We start from the raw sequence: 14,037 nt of genomic DNA on the forward strand, positions 1-14,037 counted from the left end.
CTGCTAGAAATGGACATAGCTTTCCGTATAGCTCACCGTGTTGCGCGGCCCGTCCGCACGGACGACGATCCGGAAGAAGGGACCGGCCTCCGTCGCAAATCGCTTCTCGTCGCCCTTCTTGATCTCGCCGCGCTTGGGCGACTGGTTGCCGGCGCCCGGCAGGGGCTTCGCGCAGGCCTTGTTCGCCTCGCCCTCGGTCTTGCACATCCGGGTGATCACGTAGCGGGTGGTGTAGCCGTTGTTGGCGTTCTCGGTAGCAGGCTGGAGGCACTTTGCGTAGGTGTTCTCCGCCGCGTACGCACAGTCGTTGTCGTGCCAGTCGATCAGCACGCGCGTCGTGCGCGACGAGGTGCCCGTCACGTCCAGTTCTTCCACGCTGGTCGCGTAGTACCCTGCCGCTTCGTTCTTCTGGTTCAGGGCGACGCCGGTGTTGTTGGCCTGCAGCCAGGTGATGGCGCCCTCCACCGCGCTGTCCGCGGCAAGCGTCGTTCCCTGCTTGAAGGCCACGTTACCGGCGACGAGGGCGCCGGTGTCGACCATCCGGATCAGGCCGACCGCGGCAAGCGACATCACGGTCAGCGCGACCAGGACGATCAGCAGCGACAGTCCGCGCTGCGCCGGCGCGCGCGCGGAGGAAAGGAAAGAGGTCGCGGAGTGCTGGTCCGCGCGAGTATGGCGCCGCATGTGCAGGGTTCTCCTTCTCATTGCTGCCAGATCGCGTTGCGCAAGGGGATGGTCGTGTCAAAGACACGGTAGCGATAGCGCTGCCAGTTCGGCACGGCGCTGACATCGATCTTCACGCCGTTTCCGTTCGGGTTCGGCCGCCAGCAGACCGCGGCCGGATGCGGGGTCGCGCTGTTGCAGGTCGAGGCCGCCTGCGCGCCGTCGAGCGTGACGACCTGCGACTCGGGCGCCTGCCCGCGCGCGACGATGGCCACGCGCACCGCGATCACCTGCTTCCACTCCGCCGGCGTGGTGGGGGCCGTCGCGTTCCAGACATCGACGATACGGTCGTTGCTGGTGTCCTTGCCGTAGACCGCCTGCAGCTGGACGATATTCGGGTACATGTCGAATACCCCCGTGCCATTGGTCTTCATGTCGTAGGCGGTCTGGCGCAGGTACTTGTTGTCGTGGATGCTGTAGGTGTGGTCGGTGAAGCTGCCGAGGTTGATCAGGTAGTCGCCCGCCGAATAGCCGGCCGTGGGGAAGATGGTCGACCCGCCAGGCTGGTTCCAGTCGCTCTGGCCCGAGTTGTGCAGCACCTGGTTCTGACCCTGGCCACCGCCACCGTTGCCGCCGCCGTTCCCATTGCCGCCACCGCCGCCGCCACCGCCGGCGCCGCCGGTTCCCGTCACCTGGAACACCGAACACCAGGTCGACGGGCCGAGGTTGAGGGGAACCGCGATCACCATGTCGCCTTCCTGCATGCCCAGGTCCGACTCCACGAAGAAGTTGGCCGCGGTGCGCGGATGATCGACCGAGATCCGGGTCGGCAGGGTCACGCCGTTTTTGGAGCTGGCGACGAAGCGTATGCTGTCGGGCGCCCCGAGCGCGCCGTCGGTGATGGCGGCCGGCACCAGCGTGAAATCCTTGTCCACCCCGTCGTGCTGCGCCTTTACCGGACAACCCAGCGAATCCGCCCTGGTCGTCATGCCGAAGCCGGCGTTCTTGCCGTCGCGTTCGATCGTATACAGCGCGAGTGTCGCGTTGATCGTCGAATCCGCCCCGGACGTGGCATTGCCCTGCCGCGCGCTGGCGACCTGCATCACCTGGGCGATCACCAGGACGGTGACGAGGCTTATGGTGAGGCCGACCATGATCTCCACCAGGGAGAAGCCGGCCTGCGGTCTGGACTGGGCGGTGTTCATGCTTTCGTCCCCTCAGTTGGTGATGTTCGCATCGACTTCGAACTGTCCGGGCACCGCATCCTCGCCGGGCAGCCTCCATGTCAATTGGATATTCACCGCCGTGCCGGCGATGGTGACGTTCGCGCTGCCGTTCGGGAGTTGCTGTCCGACCCTGGTGCGCCAGTTGGTGCAGTTGGCGAAACCGCCGTTGGTGCAGACGCCGTTGTTCATCGCATAGTTGTTCAGGTTGAGCTGATCGACCCACATCTGCCCGATGAGCTGGTTGGCGAGGAAGGCGGACTCGCTGCGCAGCTTGGCCTCGGTGACGTTCTTGCTCATCGTTGCCTGCAACCCGACCAGCGCCAGGATGCCGAGGGAAAAAAGCAGCACCGCGACCAGTGCTTCCACGAGGATGATGCCGTTCTGCCGCCTGGCGGCGACGTGCATTCTTGTCCGGGCATGCATGAGAGGACCTTTCATGTTCAGCAGGCTGCGGGCTTGCTGCTGTCGGCGACGTCCGGATCGCATTGCCGGACCGCGCCGCCAGAGGTGATGCGTATGTCCAGCTTGCGGGCGGCTGCGCCGCCGGATGCGGCGCGGAACTGGACGGTCTGGATCGGCGTGCCGCCGCCACAAGTGGTCTCGGCGCCGCCGAAGCCGTTGAAGGTGATGCAGGTTGCGGCCGCGGCCAGGGCGTTCTTTGCGCTGACGGTGACATTGGGGCTGCCGTCGCCCCCGCCACGGGTCTGGATGATGCGCGGGACGACGCTGTCCGAGGCGGCGTTGTGGCATGCGGCCGACGGATCGTCGAAGCTGACCACCCATGAAGTGCCGCTTGCGCTCCTTGCGCAGGTCTCGCCGAGATTGTCGACGATCCAGAAGCTTACCCGGGCATTGCGTCGCAGCGCCTCCGAGCGCGCGAGATTCAGGCCCGCCTGCATGTTTTCGACGGCGGTACGGACCTGGGTGTTCTGGATGAACGCCTGGAAGTTGGGCATGGCGACGGTGAGCAGGACCGCGACGATCGCCACCCCGATCATCATCTCCACCAGCGTGAAGCCGGCAGTCCGTTTCATGTGCACGCCCCGTCCATCAGCATTCGCTCCCCTTCACCATCCAGCATCCCTTGGCGATGACGCTTCCCTTGAACTTCGTCGTTCTCCTCATGTTGTCGCTGTCGATCGTGTAGACGTGGCCGTCGGCCGCGGTACCGGCGCTGCCGGTGGCGGTGACGCGGAAGGCCTGGTTGGCCACCGTCGCACCCGTGAGTTCGCAGGCGTAGGTGAATTTCCCGCTCGCGGCGAACGCCACCCGGGCGGCGGTGCCGTCGTGGCCGCAGCTGTCCGTGCCGAAGTTGAGGTTGCTCTGGTAGAACTGCTCGAGCCTGACACGCATGTCTCCCAGGTTGGAGAACGCTTCCTGCAGCGCGCTGCGCCTGACGTAATCGCGATAGTTGGGCACGACGATGGCGGCCAGGATCCCGATAATGGCGACCGTGACCATCAGTTCGATCAGGGTAAAACCACGTGTGGCCGTTATGGCTCGCGACATGCGCATCTCTCCGTATTGTTTTCGCGAGGAATCATAATGCATCCCGGTAACGCAACAAACGTTTAGTTACAAATTTATCACATATTGCCCTGCGGCAATCTTTCAGCTTCCAGAGTACACCGCAAAACGGGAAAGCGCCAGCAGGAAATAACCGGGCGGGGCGGCAGCGCCACGGGCTTGCCTTTCATGCCACAATCGCCCGCATGAATAGCCGCGGAAAACAGACGACCAGGCTGGCGGAATTCAGCATCCGGCCCAGCCAGCTGCCCGGCGCGGAGCTGGTGGAGGCAAGCACGCGCCGCCGCTTCCCCCGCCATATCCACAGGGAATTCGGTATCGGCCTGATGCTCGACGGAGGACACCGCTCCTGGAGCGGCAGCGGCAACGTGGAGGCAGGCCCCGGCGACATCATCACCGTCAATCCCGGCGAAGTGCATGATGGCGCGCCGGTGGGAGACGCAGTGCGTCGCTGGCGCATGCTCTACTTTTCGCCGGAGCTGGTGGCGTCGGCCGCGGCCGACATCAGCGCCGGCAGGGGCGGCGGCTACGCCTTCCGGCTGCCGGTGATGCAGGCGCCGCATCTTGCCGGCTGCCTGCGCCGGCTGTTCATGGCAGCCTCGGACGGCGCCGGCGCAAGTCCGCTGCTGCGCGAGACGCTGCTGCTCGACCTGCTTGCGTTGGCGGGATCGCAAACGCCGCCCTTGCCGGTTACCGCGCCGCCGGCGGCCATCGTGCACGCCCGCCAGCGCATCGACGACGATCCGGCATCCGTGCTGACGCTCGCCGACCTTGCCCGCGAGGCGGGCCTGAGTCGCTTCCAGCTGGTGCGCGCCTTTTCCCGCTTCACCGGCCTGACGCCGCATGCCTACCTGCTGCAACGCCGGATACAGCAGGCGCGGGTCCTGATCGCCGCCGGCACGCCGCTGGCGGAAGCAGCCCTGGCGAGCGGCTTCGCCGACCAGAGCCACATGACCCGCCTGTTCGCCCGCACCTACGGCATCGCCCCGGGAGCCTACGCAGCCGCGCTTGCCTGAACCGGCCCGCCTGCAATTTCGTTCAAGCCGGCGGCCGGCGCGCCCGCTATCCTCGGCCGGACTTTCCTGAACGACGAGGACATCATGCACGCACGACTACAAGGCTACCTTTACCTGGCGCTCGCCATGCTGCTGGTGGGCAGCACCGTAATTGCAAGCAAGATTGCGGCGGCCGGACTGCCGCCTTTCACTGCGACGGCGCTGCGCTTCGCCATCGCCTTCCCGTGCTTCCTTGGCCTGCTGTGGCTGCACGGAATGCGCTTGCCCGCGCTTTCCGGCCGGGACTGGGCATTGCTGACGGTGCAAGCCATCGCCGGCAGCGTCGGCTACACCACGCTGCTGATCGCCGGCCTGCGCAGCGCGTCGGCGGCCGACGCCGCCGTCATCCTCGGCACGCTGCCGGTGGTGTCGGCAGCCATCGCGGTACTGGTCCTGGGGGAACGGCCGCATCGCATGCTGCTGCTGACCATCCTGGCGGCGGGTGCCGGGGTCCTGGCGATCGCCTGGCAGCCAGGCGCGGATGCGGGCGGTTCGCTCATGGGCAATGCGCTGATACTCGGGGCGGTCTTTTGCGAAGGCCTGTTCATCCTGCTCAACAAGCGACTCCGCACCGAAATTCCGCCGCTGATGCTGTCGGCGCTCATGACCGGCATCGGCCTGGCGGCGTCATTGGCGCCGGCGCTGCTGGAAGCACCCTGGACAGGCAGCGCGGGGGCGCCGGCAATCTGGGCCGTCGCCTACTACGCCCTGGTGCCCACGGTCGGCGGCTTCCTGCTCTGGTATGCGGGCGCGGCGCGGGTCAGCGGAGCGGAGGCATCGGTGTTCACCGCCCTCGCGCCCATGTCGGCGCTGCTGCTCGCGGCGCTGATGCTCGGCGAGCCGGTCGGCTGGCGCCAGCTGGCCGGGATGGCATGCGTGCTGGCCGCAGTGCTGGCACTGGCGCTGCCGCCCGCTGCCGCCGGACGCCGTGCACGCGGCCCGCAACGCGGCCCGGGCCGGGCGGCGGCGAGGCAGCCAGAGTGAGCTACGGGCGCGGTGCCCGGCCATGCGGCTCGGCCGCGCCCTGTCTGTCGGCGAGGGGAAACAAGCGTCGCGCTAGTGTCGAGGAGAGCCGGTGACGGCGACTTGCGGCCGCGGCGCGGCCGCCGCCTCAACGCCCTCTTCCGCCGCGAAAGCCGCCATGCCCGTGGCCGTGCCCCCGGAAACCGCCGCCGCGATGGAACCCGTGGCGGTGCCCGCGAAAGCCGTCCAGGTGGTGGTGATGGCGATAACCGCCCCCGCTGCGGTAGTTCAGCCCGAAGCCGAAGTGCACCGGCGGTCCGACATAGACCGGTGGCGGAACGACATACGCCGGCGCGACCGGGTAGGCCGTGGAATAGACCGGATAGGTGTCGTAATAGGTGACCGGCGGCGCATCGTAGGGCGCGACGACGCATCCTGACAGGACGGCGGCGGCGGCAAGCGGCAACAGGATCTTCATGGCGTCCTCGTCTGGAAACTCTCCGTTAGATGGCGGCCGGCCGCCGCTGTTCGCCGCCCCGGGAAATATTTTCAGGAAGACAGGCGTGCGGGTCCGGCGCCGTCCGCGGCCCCGTGCCGTCCGAACTGCTCGCGCAGGAAGGCCACCAGCGCCCGCGCCGCCGGCGACGCGCTCTTGCGATGCGGGTAGACCGCCTGCAACGGATAGTCCTCGCCGGTATACCCATCGAGTATGGTCACCAGCCGGCCGGCCTTGACATCGTCCTGCACGTCAAGCCAGGACTTGTCGGCAATGCCGTGCCCCGCCAGCGCCCAGTTTCGGGCGATGCCGCCGTCGTCCGCCATGCGGTCGCCGCGCACCCGTACCTCCAGCGGCGCGCCCGCAACAGTGAAGCGCCAGGTGTTGAACAGTCCGCTCTTGCGGTGATAGAGCAGGCAGTTATGGTCAGCCAGTTCGCGCGGATGGACAGGAGTGCCGTGCCGCGCGAGATAGGACGGCGCCGCCACCACCACCCGCCAGTTGCGCGCCAGCGGCTGCGACAGCAGTGACGAATCCTCCAGCTTGCCGTAGCGGATCGCGACGTCGACCGCGTCGCGGAACAGGTCGCTGACCTGGTCCGACAGCTGCAGCCCGAGGCGCACGCCGGGATGGGCGGCCTGGAAGATATCGAACCAGGGCAGCAGCCGCTGCCGCCCGAGGTCGGACGGCGCGGACACGCGCAGGTCGCCCCGGACCTGGGCGGCGCCGGCGGCGAGCAGTGCCTCGCCTTCCGCCAGCAGCGCGAGCGCGCCCCGGCAGTAGTCCAGGAAGATCTCGCCGCGCGGCGTCAGCCGCAAGCTGCGGGTGGACCGCTCGAACAGCCTGGCATCGAGCTTCTGCTCCAGGCGTTTCAACGCGGCGCTCGCCGTCGCGGGCAGCAGACCGAGTTCGCGCGCCGCCCGCGTCAGGCTCCCGGTATCGGCAGTGCGGACGAAGAGCTGCAGATCGGCGATGCTGTACATGAATTATCAATTTCTGTTTGAAAGTCATTCCAATTCTAGCCCGTATATCAAATCCGGAAACAGGCAGAGAATGCTCCCTCGCAGCCGCATCCCGCGCAGCACCGGCCCCCCGGCCGGGCACCCCACTCAAGGAGAACCTCATGAAAGCCGTCGCACTCACCCGCTACCTGCCGATCGATCATCCGCAATCGCTGGTCGACACCGAGCTTCCCGTTCCACGGCCGGGCCCACGCGACCTGCTGGTCGCCGTCCGCGCCGTTGCGGTCAACCCGGTCGACACCAAGGTGCGGGCGCCGAAGGACGGGGTGGAAGCCGCGCCGCGGGTGCTCGGATGGGACGCGGCGGGCGTGGTCGAGGCGGTCGGCGCCGAGGTCGCCCTGTTCCGTCCCGGCGATCGTGTCTACTACGCCGGCGACATCACGCGCCCCGGCTCCAACAGCGAATACCAGCTGGTGGACGAGCGCATCGTGGGCCACATGCCCGCCTCGCTCGGCTTCGAACAGGCCGCCGCGCTGCCGCTCACCGCAATCACCGCATGGGAAGCGCTGTTCGAGCGCCTGAAGGTGGCGGCGCCGCCGCGTGCCCTGCCGCGCAAGTCGATCCTGATCATCGGCGGCGCCGGCGGCGTCGGTTCGATCGCCATCCAGCTCGCCGCGAAGGTGGCAGGCCTGACGGTGATCGCCACTGCATCGCGACCGGCCTCCGCCAAGTGGGTGCGTGAGCTGGGCGCCCATCACGTCGTCGACCATTTCGGCGACATCCCGCTGCAGTTGCGCGAGGCCGGCTTCCCGACGGTCGACCATGTGCTGGTCCTGAACGACACCGACCGCCACTTCCGTGCAGCGGCCGAAGCGATCGCACCGCAGGGGACCATCTGCACGGTCGTCGAAAATCGCGGTCCGCTCGATATCGGCCTCCTGAAATCGAAGAGCGCGGCGCTCGCGTGGGAGATGATGTTCGCGCGGTCGATGTATCAGACCGAAGACATGATTGAACAGCACCGCCTGCTGGAAGAGATCGCACGACTGGTCGACAGCGGTATCGTCCGCACCACGGTGACCCGGGTCATGGCGCCGATCAGCGCCGCCAATCTGCGTGAAGCCCATGCGCTCGTCGAGGGAGGAAGCACCATCGGGAAGATCGTGCTGAAGGATTTCTGACGCGGTGACCGCGGTCACCGTCGCCCGTCCCCCGCCCTCGCGACGGGGAACCGCCGGTCACATCATCGCTCGCTCCTGCTTCATTTCTGTAGCTGTTTACGTCATTGCAGCCGTTTGCGTGGCGTCAACCGGCGCACCTGTCTGCCGAAAACCTGGGGAACCATTGGTTACTCAAATCCCGTCGGAGGGTGCACACACAGGGAGGTAAAAAAACCACACGCGCACCTTGGTGCTCCCAAACCTCGACCCTCCCCAAGGCAGCGTTAGCCACTTTACATTTGGAGCGAAAGAATCATGTTTAGAAGCTTGCAGGTCTTATCGACTATCGGCCTGGCGACCCTGCTCGCCGCATGCGGCGGCGGAGGCGGCCCGGACATCGACGCTGGCGGCGGCGGTGGGGGCACCTCCTTGCGACCAACGGTCTACACCTTGGAGGGGAGAACGCTGAACAGCTGCAGCCTCGATCCCGTCTGTTCGGGCAATCCCCTTGCGCCGTTCTTCGCCGGCGTCTCCCAGGCGCCGGCGGCGGGAGCGACAGTGAGCGGCGTGGTACGGCTGGAGGTCCGGGGCAATGACCTGTACAACGTGGAGCTGCTGCCCGCGAACAGCTACCTCCCGCGCTACGGCATCTTCAACATCACCGGCGACCGCACCCTCGCCTGGCTGGACCTCGACACCACCCGGCTGCCGAACGGCCCGCTCAATGTCCGCATCAGCGCGTTCAACTCGCCGGCCGGGCAACCGGGCAACGAGATCGTCGCGATGCCGGCGCGGACCTGGACCGTCAGCAACAGCGGCACGCCTTCCACCACCTTCGCCGCCGCGGTGACGACCGCGCCGGCCAACGGCGCGACGGTGACCGGCACCACCCGCATCGAGATCACCGGCAGCGGCATCGCCAATGCGGAACTGTTGCCGGCATCGGGCTACACGCCGAGGCTGGGCGTGTTCAACGTCTCCGCCGACCGTACCCGCGCCTGGCTCGACTTCGACTCGCGCTCGGTTCCGGATGGCGCGCGCGGCGTGCGCGTTGCCGCGTACAACGTGATGGCCGGCCAGCCGGGCGCCTCGGAGATCATTGCGATGCCCGCGCGGAACTGGACGATCAGCAACGGCTCGGCGCCGGCGCCCGCAACCTTCACCGCCAACGTGACGATGGCGCCGGGACATGGCGCGGTCATCGCCGGCACGACACGGCTGGAAGTGCGCGGCACCAATATCCGCAATGTCGAGCTGCTGCCGGCGAACGGTTATCTGCCGCGCTACGGCGTATTCAATGTGTCGGCCGATCGCACCTTCGCCTGGCTGGACTTCAATTCGTCGGCGCTGCCCAACGGGCTGCTCGATGTACGCATCAGCGCATTCAACTCGGCGCCGGGCGAGCCGGGTTCCGAGATCATCGCGATGCCGGCGCGCCAGTGGGACCTGCGACACTGAGGCAAGCTGGCGCAGAGAAAACAGGGAAGGCATGAAGTGCAGCGGGCGTCCGACGGGACGCCCGTTTTTTTCGGGTCAGTAGAGCCAGCTGGCCACGACCAGACCGGCGCCGGTCCAGATGCCGAGCCGCGCGCCGGGCAGCGCATGGCCGTGCACGCGGGCGAGCACCGCGGCCGCCGCGCATCCCCAGAGCAGCACTTCGCCGCCGCCCCGCACGATCTCCATCCCGGTATCGCCGTTAAAGAGCAGGAACAGGCCCTGCCCCGCGAGGAATGCACAGGCGGCGGCCAGCAGGAACAGGCCCGTCCTGCGGCGGTCGTGATGATCGTTCGGCGGCAGCATCGTGAGTGGAAGAATGGTCGTGATCCGGCGCAGCAAGGGTCGCCGCGCCGCCAGTGCACGATAACGTGTTGCCCGGGACGCGCCATGACGGCGCGCACAAGTTTTTGCAGCGCGACCGCTCAGGCGCGACCGGGGCCGGTGCCGGGGGGTTCGCGGGTGGCAAGCGCCGCCTGGAGGATGCGGTACATGATCTCGGCCTGGGAAGCGTGGTCTTCCTCGTAGGAACGGCGAGGAAGGATGCCGGCTTCCACTGCCTTCTTCATTGCTGCGTTCACCATCTCGGCCGTGATGTCGGTTTGCCGCTGTTCACCCATCCGTCGCTCCTTTCGTAGGGCGGATATGACATCGCGTGAACAGGCGAGTTCGCACTCACTGTTCCCCGGTGCGCAAGCCGGCAGCGTGCCGCACGGGGTCGAGCAGGTGGCGCAGCGCGTTGTGGTCCAGCTCGTACATGATGGCCAGCAGTTGGCCCAGCTCCCCCTTGGGGAAACCCTCGCGGGCGAACCAGGCAAGGTAATGACCGGGCAGGTCGACGATCCTCCTGCCCTTGTATTTACCGAAAGGCATTTCGCGGACGACGAGCAGTTCAAGCTGTTGCGGCTGCATGGGGAGAAAGGCTTGGGTGGCGACGGGACCTTGATTCTGACAGCGTGGCGGCCTCCTTGCACCCGCCAGGTTTCCCGTCACTCGATCGTGTCGCGCGCGCGGCCGGTGATGTTCTCCCGGATCCAGACGATCCGTGGTTCGCTGTCGAGGCCGCTGATCACTGCGCCATAGTTGGCGCGTCCCCGCACGACCCGCGTGCGGTTGCCGACCTCGAAGTCCACCGCGTAGCTGACGAAGACCTGCCCCGTCGCCGCATCCGGGGTGATGTAGTCCACCCTCGCCAGCCGGTACGCCCGCCAGGGCCAGCGCCGGCTGTAGCGGGCAATGTCCTTCGCAATGAGTGCGCGGCTCGCCGGCCCCTGCTCGTAATAGTCGACGCCCTCGGCGAAGTAGGCGGCCTGTTCCCGCGGCGAATTGCCGGGGTCGATGAAGCTTTCGAGAAAGGCTGCCACTTCCGCCGCCAGGGCTGCGTCGGCTTCGTCGGGCGGTGCCGTGTCGCTGCCGTGTACCGCGGGCAGCAACAGCACGGCGATGGCCAGGACAGGCAGCGATCGCAAAGGCATGGTGTACTCCGGTTGGACCTGTCGTCGATGGACAGCATCGCGCCGGTTTGGTTTTGGTCGCTCAGGCGCGCCGCCGGTACAGATAATCCGCCGGCAGGCCCAGGCGGCGGCAGGACATCGCGGCCGGAGCGTCCGCCAGCATGACGCGGTCGGCACTGCGGGCGGCGGCGACCAGCAGGCCGCGCTGCCATGCGTTCAGGTGCGGTGCCGCACCGAGTCCCAGCCGCATACGGATCGGCGGGGGCAGGAGCTCCAGGGCGGCCGTCACCAGCAAGCCCTGCAAGGGCCGCAGTGCCGCCGGCGCCAGGGGCAACGCGCGCATCAGTCCGAGGAACTCCGATTGCACTTCCGATGGGCCAAGCCGCGCCGCCATCGCGTCGAACAGCCGGCCGAGCGCCTGCTGGGAAGCAGGCGCGCCGCTCGCGCCGTACAGGCATGCCGCGGTACGTCCCTCCGCGTAATAACGGTCGCGCTCGGCTGTCTCCAGCGGCGCAACATAAGTGGCATACGCTTCCAGGAAGCCGAAGCTGGCGGTCGCCTGCACCCAGTCGAGCAGCTCCGGATCGTCGGCGCGGTAGACCTCGCCGTCGGCGGTCACGCCGCGTATCCGCGCATGCATGCCGCTGACCCGCCGGATCATCGCCTCGGCCTCGCTGCGCGGCCCGTACACCGTCACCATTGCCGCCAGCCCGGTGCGCTGCAGCCGCTGCAGCGGTTGACGGCGAAAGCTGGTGTGTTCCCACACGCCGCTGCGCACCCGCGGCTCGGCCAGCTCCAGCACGACGGCGGCAACGCCGCCGATGAACAGCGTGACCGGGTTCTTGAAGATGCGCCAGGCGACCGAATCGGGGCCCACCAGTGCGGCTTCGCCGCGGGGCGCCGAGAAATCGATGCGCCTGCTGCCGCTGCCGTGGATGAAGCCGGCAGCGGCCGCTTCCAGGCGGCGCTGCAGTGGCGAGGGAAGAAGGATGGCACGTTGCCGTGAAAGCATGGCGTGTGTCGAAGGACGCGTCGGCGCAGTTCATGCAAACAGGCACAAGGCCGCGCCATTGCCTTGTGCCTGTTTCGGCGGGCTGTCAGTCGCCCCGCGGGACTGCGCGTTCGATCGACTGCCGCAGGTTCTCATTCTTTCCTGCATCGTTCTGCTGCAGCGATTCCGCCATCGCACCGGCGGGGTCGGCGCCGGCGCCTGCCGCCTGCGGCGCCTGGCCGACACGGCGTGCCTGGTCCGATTGCTCATCGAAATTCTGCTCTTCCGCAACGCTGAAGCGGCCGTCCTCGCCGCTGTCGTCGCTCGACTGGGAAAGCGAAGGCGCCGCCGTGACCTGCTGCGGTACCTGGGGCGGGCTGGATTTGTGGTGTTCCGGTTGCTGCTGGGCCATGTTGAATCTCCTCATCGTGGGTAGCGGTTGACACACACGGTATGAGCGCGGCCATCGGCACAAGTTGCGCAGGCGGATGCGTTCAGGCCTGCCCGGCGGGCGGCGGCCCTTTGCCGTGCGTATCCTGGCGCAGCGTTGCCCAAAGCACCGCGCCGCAGATCAGGCCGCCGCCGAGCAAGGTACGCAAGGCCGGGACTTCACCAAGCAGCAGCCAGGCGAGGAGGATGCCGTAGACCGGTTCCAGCCCGAACACCACGCTGGTCGTCTGCGCCCGCAAGTGGCGCAGGCTGGCGACGACGAGTCCCTGCCCGAGGGCGGTAAACACGACGCCCAGGACGACCAGGAGGGCGATGTCCTGCGCGGATATGCCGCCCGTCCATTGCATGGCGAATGGCACCGTGCAGGCGGCGGCGACGCCCTGCTGGTAGAAGGAGACGGTGACGGCCGGATACCTGCCCGCGCAGGAACGGCTCAGCAGCGACAGCACCGCATAGGAGAACGCCGAGAGGATGCCCCAAAGCAGGCCCTGCGTCATGCGGTTGCCGACGTCGAAGCCGGGCGTCACGAGGACCAGGCCCGCGGCGACGAGCAGCGCCATGATGACGTCCTGCCGGCGCAGGCGCTCGCCGAAGATCAACGGCTCCAGAAACGTCGCGAAGAGGGGAAAGGTCGAGAACGCCAGCAGGCCGATTGCCACGGTCGACACCTGGATCGCGAGAAAGAAGGTGAACCAGTGCGCGGCCAGGATCATGCCGGACAGGACAAGCACGAGGAAGTCGGCGGCGCTGCGCGTACGCAGGCTGGTCCTGGTTGCCAGGACAACGCACAGCAGCGCCAGGCTGCCGAAGACGGTCCTGCCCGCCGTGAGCACCGCCGGACTCACTGCGAGCATCTTGGCGAAAAGCCCGGCGCCTCCGGCGAGCAATACGGCGACATGGATTTGCGCGAGACCGGTACGGTGGCGCGATTGTTCAGTGAAATGCATGCCGGCATCATACCCGCGCCGGAAAAACGGCATGCCGGGCCGGCACGGATCCTGCACCCGGACGCGCATTCCAGCGGCGCTATCTCGCCGCGCCTATGAAAAAGGAGTGCGACATCATGGAGAACTTTGTAGTCGGTGTATTCGAAGACTATGCCCAGGCCCGCCGGGCCGCGGATGCTCTGGAAGGCGCGGGATTCAGCCCGGCGCAGGTGCAGCTCAGCCCGGAAACCGGCAATGCCTCCACCGGGCAGGACGGTGCAGGCACTGCGATGCCGAGCGATCGGGACGCCGGCGCGGAACCGGGCGGCAGCCGTCGGGGTGGACTCGGGCAGGCATTGCGGGCAATGTTCGGCGACGACGATGACCAGCCGGCGCGCGGCCACTATGAGGAAGCGGTGCGCCGCGGGAACTGCGTGCTGACGGTCGACGCCGGCACGGACGTCCGCCGCCGGCAGGCCGAGGAGATCGTCGCACGCCATCAGCCGATCAACCTCGAGGAGCGTGTCGGCCACTGGCGCAGCGAAGGCTGGGTCAGCGAAGCCGAGCCGTCGACCTCCAGCGGCGTGCGACGCGCCGCCGGTGAAGGCGCTGCGCCCCCCGCGGGAAGGTAGCGAACCGGTTTGTCCGGAAACCAACGATCGGCGTGCCG

The 14,037-nt window shown here is 67.6% G+C and carries 19 protein-coding genes; 5 read left to right on the plus strand and 14 right to left on the minus strand.

Annotated elements, in window-relative coordinates; genetic code table 11:
* Window positions 1-3: 3 nt before the first annotated feature.
* Genes VIM12_RS11945 through VIM12_RS11965 form a run of 5 tightly spaced genes read right to left on the minus strand, consistent with a single transcriptional unit; the run spans window position 4 to window position 3,398 of the window.
* The gene (locus VIM12_RS11945; protein ID WP_331941856.1) at window positions 4-684 is read right to left on the minus strand and encodes a hypothetical protein; all 681 of its coding nucleotides are present in this window, start codon (window positions 682-684) and stop codon (window positions 4-6) included.
* Between the two features lie 17 nt (window positions 685-701).
* Window positions 702-1,868: a PilW family protein gene (locus tag VIM12_RS11950; protein WP_331941857.1), complete on the minus strand. Its 1,167-nt coding sequence runs from the start codon at window positions 1,866-1,868 to the stop codon at window positions 702-704.
* 12 nt (window positions 1,869-1,880) lie between these two features.
* Window positions 1,881-2,294, minus strand: coding sequence for a pilus assembly protein PilV (locus VIM12_RS11955; protein WP_331941858.1), 414 nt, complete (start codon window positions 2,292-2,294; stop codon window positions 1,881-1,883).
* Between the two features lie 35 nt (window positions 2,295-2,329).
* Window positions 2,330-2,923 (minus strand): GspH/FimT family pseudopilin, encoded by a 594-nt coding sequence (locus tag VIM12_RS11960; protein WP_331941859.1) that lies wholly within the window; start codon window positions 2,921-2,923, stop codon window positions 2,330-2,332.
* Window positions 2,924-2,939: 16 nt separating this feature from the next.
* Window positions 2,940-3,398 (minus strand): type IV pilin protein, encoded by a 459-nt coding sequence (locus tag VIM12_RS11965; RefSeq protein ID WP_331941860.1) that lies wholly within the window; start codon window positions 3,396-3,398, stop codon window positions 2,940-2,942.
* Between the two features lie 203 nt (window positions 3,399-3,601).
* Here VIM12_RS11965 and VIM12_RS11970 point away from each other — a divergent pair, with 203 nt between their 5' ends.
* Both VIM12_RS11970 and VIM12_RS11975 read left to right on the plus strand, forming a co-directional pair.
* Window positions 3,602-4,432 (plus strand): AraC family transcriptional regulator, encoded by an 831-nt coding sequence (locus VIM12_RS11970; protein WP_331941861.1) that lies wholly within the window; start codon window positions 3,602-3,604, stop codon window positions 4,430-4,432.
* An 84-nt stretch (window positions 4,433-4,516) separates the two neighbouring features.
* Window positions 4,517-5,455, plus strand: a complete 939-nt coding sequence (locus VIM12_RS11975) for a DMT family transporter (protein ID WP_331941862.1) — start codon at window positions 4,517-4,519, stop codon at window positions 5,453-5,455.
* Between the two features lie 127 nt (window positions 5,456-5,582).
* Here VIM12_RS11975 and VIM12_RS11980 read toward each other — a convergent pair whose 3' ends face one another.
* Both VIM12_RS11980 and VIM12_RS11985 read right to left on the minus strand, forming a co-directional pair.
* Window positions 5,583-5,912 (minus strand): hypothetical protein, encoded by a 330-nt coding sequence (locus VIM12_RS11980; protein WP_331941863.1) that lies wholly within the window; start codon window positions 5,910-5,912, stop codon window positions 5,583-5,585.
* 71 nt (window positions 5,913-5,983) lie between these two features.
* The gene (locus tag VIM12_RS11985) at window positions 5,984-6,913 is read right to left on the minus strand and encodes a LysR family transcriptional regulator (RefSeq protein ID WP_331941864.1); all 930 of its coding nucleotides are present in this window, start codon (window positions 6,911-6,913) and stop codon (window positions 5,984-5,986) included.
* 140 nt (window positions 6,914-7,053) lie between these two features.
* On the opposite strand from VIM12_RS11985, the gene VIM12_RS11990 reads away from it, so the two are divergent.
* Both VIM12_RS11990 and VIM12_RS11995 read left to right on the plus strand, forming a co-directional pair.
* Window positions 7,054-8,073 (plus strand): zinc-binding alcohol dehydrogenase family protein, encoded by a 1,020-nt coding sequence (locus VIM12_RS11990; protein ID WP_331941865.1) that lies wholly within the window; start codon window positions 7,054-7,056, stop codon window positions 8,071-8,073.
* Between the two features lie 294 nt (window positions 8,074-8,367).
* Window positions 8,368-9,510 carry a hypothetical protein gene (locus VIM12_RS11995; protein WP_331941866.1) on the plus strand — a complete coding sequence of 381 codons (1,143 nt, stop codon included), beginning with the start codon at window positions 8,368-8,370 and terminating at the stop codon, window positions 9,508-9,510.
* Between the two features lie 75 nt (window positions 9,511-9,585).
* Here VIM12_RS11995 and VIM12_RS12000 read toward each other — a convergent pair whose 3' ends face one another.
* The 7 genes from VIM12_RS12000 to VIM12_RS12030 form a co-directional block, all read right to left on the minus strand.
* A complete protein-coding gene (locus VIM12_RS12000) occupies window positions 9,586-9,888 on the minus strand; it encodes a hypothetical protein (RefSeq protein WP_331941867.1) in 303 nt (100 codons plus the stop codon).
* Window positions 9,889-9,971: 83 nt separating this feature from the next.
* Window positions 9,972-10,166, minus strand: coding sequence for a hypothetical protein (locus VIM12_RS12005; RefSeq protein ID WP_331941868.1), 195 nt, complete (start codon window positions 10,164-10,166; stop codon window positions 9,972-9,974).
* 55 nt (window positions 10,167-10,221) lie between these two features.
* Window positions 10,222-10,458: a DUF3820 family protein gene (locus VIM12_RS12010; RefSeq protein WP_331941869.1), complete on the minus strand. Its 237-nt coding sequence runs from the start codon at window positions 10,456-10,458 to the stop codon at window positions 10,222-10,224.
* A 77-nt stretch (window positions 10,459-10,535) separates the two neighbouring features.
* Window positions 10,536-11,021: a hypothetical protein gene (locus VIM12_RS12015; RefSeq protein WP_331941870.1), complete on the minus strand. Its 486-nt coding sequence runs from the start codon at window positions 11,019-11,021 to the stop codon at window positions 10,536-10,538.
* A 61-nt stretch (window positions 11,022-11,082) separates the two neighbouring features.
* Entirely contained in the window at window positions 11,083-12,012 is a 930-nt protein-coding gene (locus VIM12_RS12020) for an oxygenase MpaB family protein (protein ID WP_331941871.1), read from the minus strand.
* Between the two features lie 85 nt (window positions 12,013-12,097).
* Entirely contained in the window at window positions 12,098-12,403 is a 306-nt protein-coding gene (locus VIM12_RS12025; protein WP_331941872.1) for a hypothetical protein, read from the minus strand.
* Window positions 12,404-12,485: 82 nt separating this feature from the next.
* A complete protein-coding gene (locus tag VIM12_RS12030; RefSeq protein WP_331941873.1) occupies window positions 12,486-13,388 on the minus strand; it encodes a DMT family transporter in 903 nt (300 codons plus the stop codon).
* Between the two features lie 116 nt (window positions 13,389-13,504).
* Here VIM12_RS12030 and VIM12_RS12035 point away from each other — a divergent pair, with 116 nt between their 5' ends.
* Window positions 13,505-13,999, plus strand: coding sequence for a hypothetical protein (locus VIM12_RS12035; protein ID WP_331941874.1), 495 nt, complete (start codon window positions 13,505-13,507; stop codon window positions 13,997-13,999).
* Window positions 14,000-14,037 lie beyond the last annotated feature (38 nt).

The organism is Noviherbaspirillum sp. (assembly GCF_036563305.1).
Taxonomy (GTDB): domain Bacteria; phylum Pseudomonadota; class Gammaproteobacteria; order Burkholderiales; family Burkholderiaceae_D; genus Noviherbaspirillum.

Bases quoted from the DNA above. Each gene is read 5' to 3' on its own strand.
- VIM12_RS11965 (WP_331941860.1), bottom strand. From the start codon at position 3,398: ATGTCGCGAGCCATAACGGCCACACGTGGTTTTACCCTGATCGAACTG.
- VIM12_RS12030 (WP_331941873.1), bottom strand. From the start codon at position 13,388: ATGCATTTCACTGAACAATCGCGCCACCGTACCGGTCTCGCGCAAATC.
- VIM12_RS11945 (WP_331941856.1), bottom strand. From the start codon at position 684: ATGCGGCGCCATACTCGCGCGGACCAGCACTCCGCGACCTCTTTCCTT.
- VIM12_RS12020 (WP_331941871.1), bottom strand. From the start codon at position 12,012: ATGCTTTCACGGCAACGTGCCATCCTTCTTCCCTCGCCACTGCAGCGC.
- VIM12_RS12015 (WP_331941870.1), bottom strand. From the start codon at position 11,021: ATGCCTTTGCGATCGCTGCCTGTCCTGGCCATCGCCGTGCTGTTGCTG.
- VIM12_RS11950 (WP_331941857.1), bottom strand. From the start codon at position 1,868: ATGAACACCGCCCAGTCCAGACCGCAGGCCGGCTTCTCCCTGGTGGAG.
- VIM12_RS12025 (WP_331941872.1), bottom strand. From the start codon at position 12,403: ATGGCCCAGCAGCAACCGGAACACCACAAATCCAGCCCGCCCCAGGTA.
- VIM12_RS11985 (WP_331941864.1), bottom strand. From the start codon at position 6,913: ATGTACAGCATCGCCGATCTGCAGCTCTTCGTCCGCACTGCCGATACC.
- VIM12_RS11990 (WP_331941865.1), top strand. From the start codon at position 7,054: ATGAAAGCCGTCGCACTCACCCGCTACCTGCCGATCGATCATCCGCAA.
- VIM12_RS12005 (WP_331941868.1), bottom strand. From the start codon at position 10,166: ATGGGTGAACAGCGGCAAACCGACATCACGGCCGAGATGGTGAACGCA.
- VIM12_RS11970 (WP_331941861.1), top strand. From the start codon at position 3,602: ATGAATAGCCGCGGAAAACAGACGACCAGGCTGGCGGAATTCAGCATC.
- VIM12_RS11980 (WP_331941863.1), bottom strand. From the start codon at position 5,912: ATGAAGATCCTGTTGCCGCTTGCCGCCGCCGCCGTCCTGTCAGGATGC.
- VIM12_RS11995 (WP_331941866.1), top strand. From the start codon at position 8,368: ATGTTTAGAAGCTTGCAGGTCTTATCGACTATCGGCCTGGCGACCCTG.
- VIM12_RS11975 (WP_331941862.1), top strand. From the start codon at position 4,517: ATGCACGCACGACTACAAGGCTACCTTTACCTGGCGCTCGCCATGCTG.
- VIM12_RS11960 (WP_331941859.1), bottom strand. From the start codon at position 2,923: ATGAAACGGACTGCCGGCTTCACGCTGGTGGAGATGATGATCGGGGTG.
- VIM12_RS12010 (WP_331941869.1), bottom strand. From the start codon at position 10,458: ATGCAGCCGCAACAGCTTGAACTGCTCGTCGTCCGCGAAATGCCTTTC.
- VIM12_RS12035 (WP_331941874.1), top strand. From the start codon at position 13,505: ATGGAGAACTTTGTAGTCGGTGTATTCGAAGACTATGCCCAGGCCCGC.
- VIM12_RS11955 (WP_331941858.1), bottom strand. From the start codon at position 2,294: ATGCACGTCGCCGCCAGGCGGCAGAACGGCATCATCCTCGTGGAAGCA.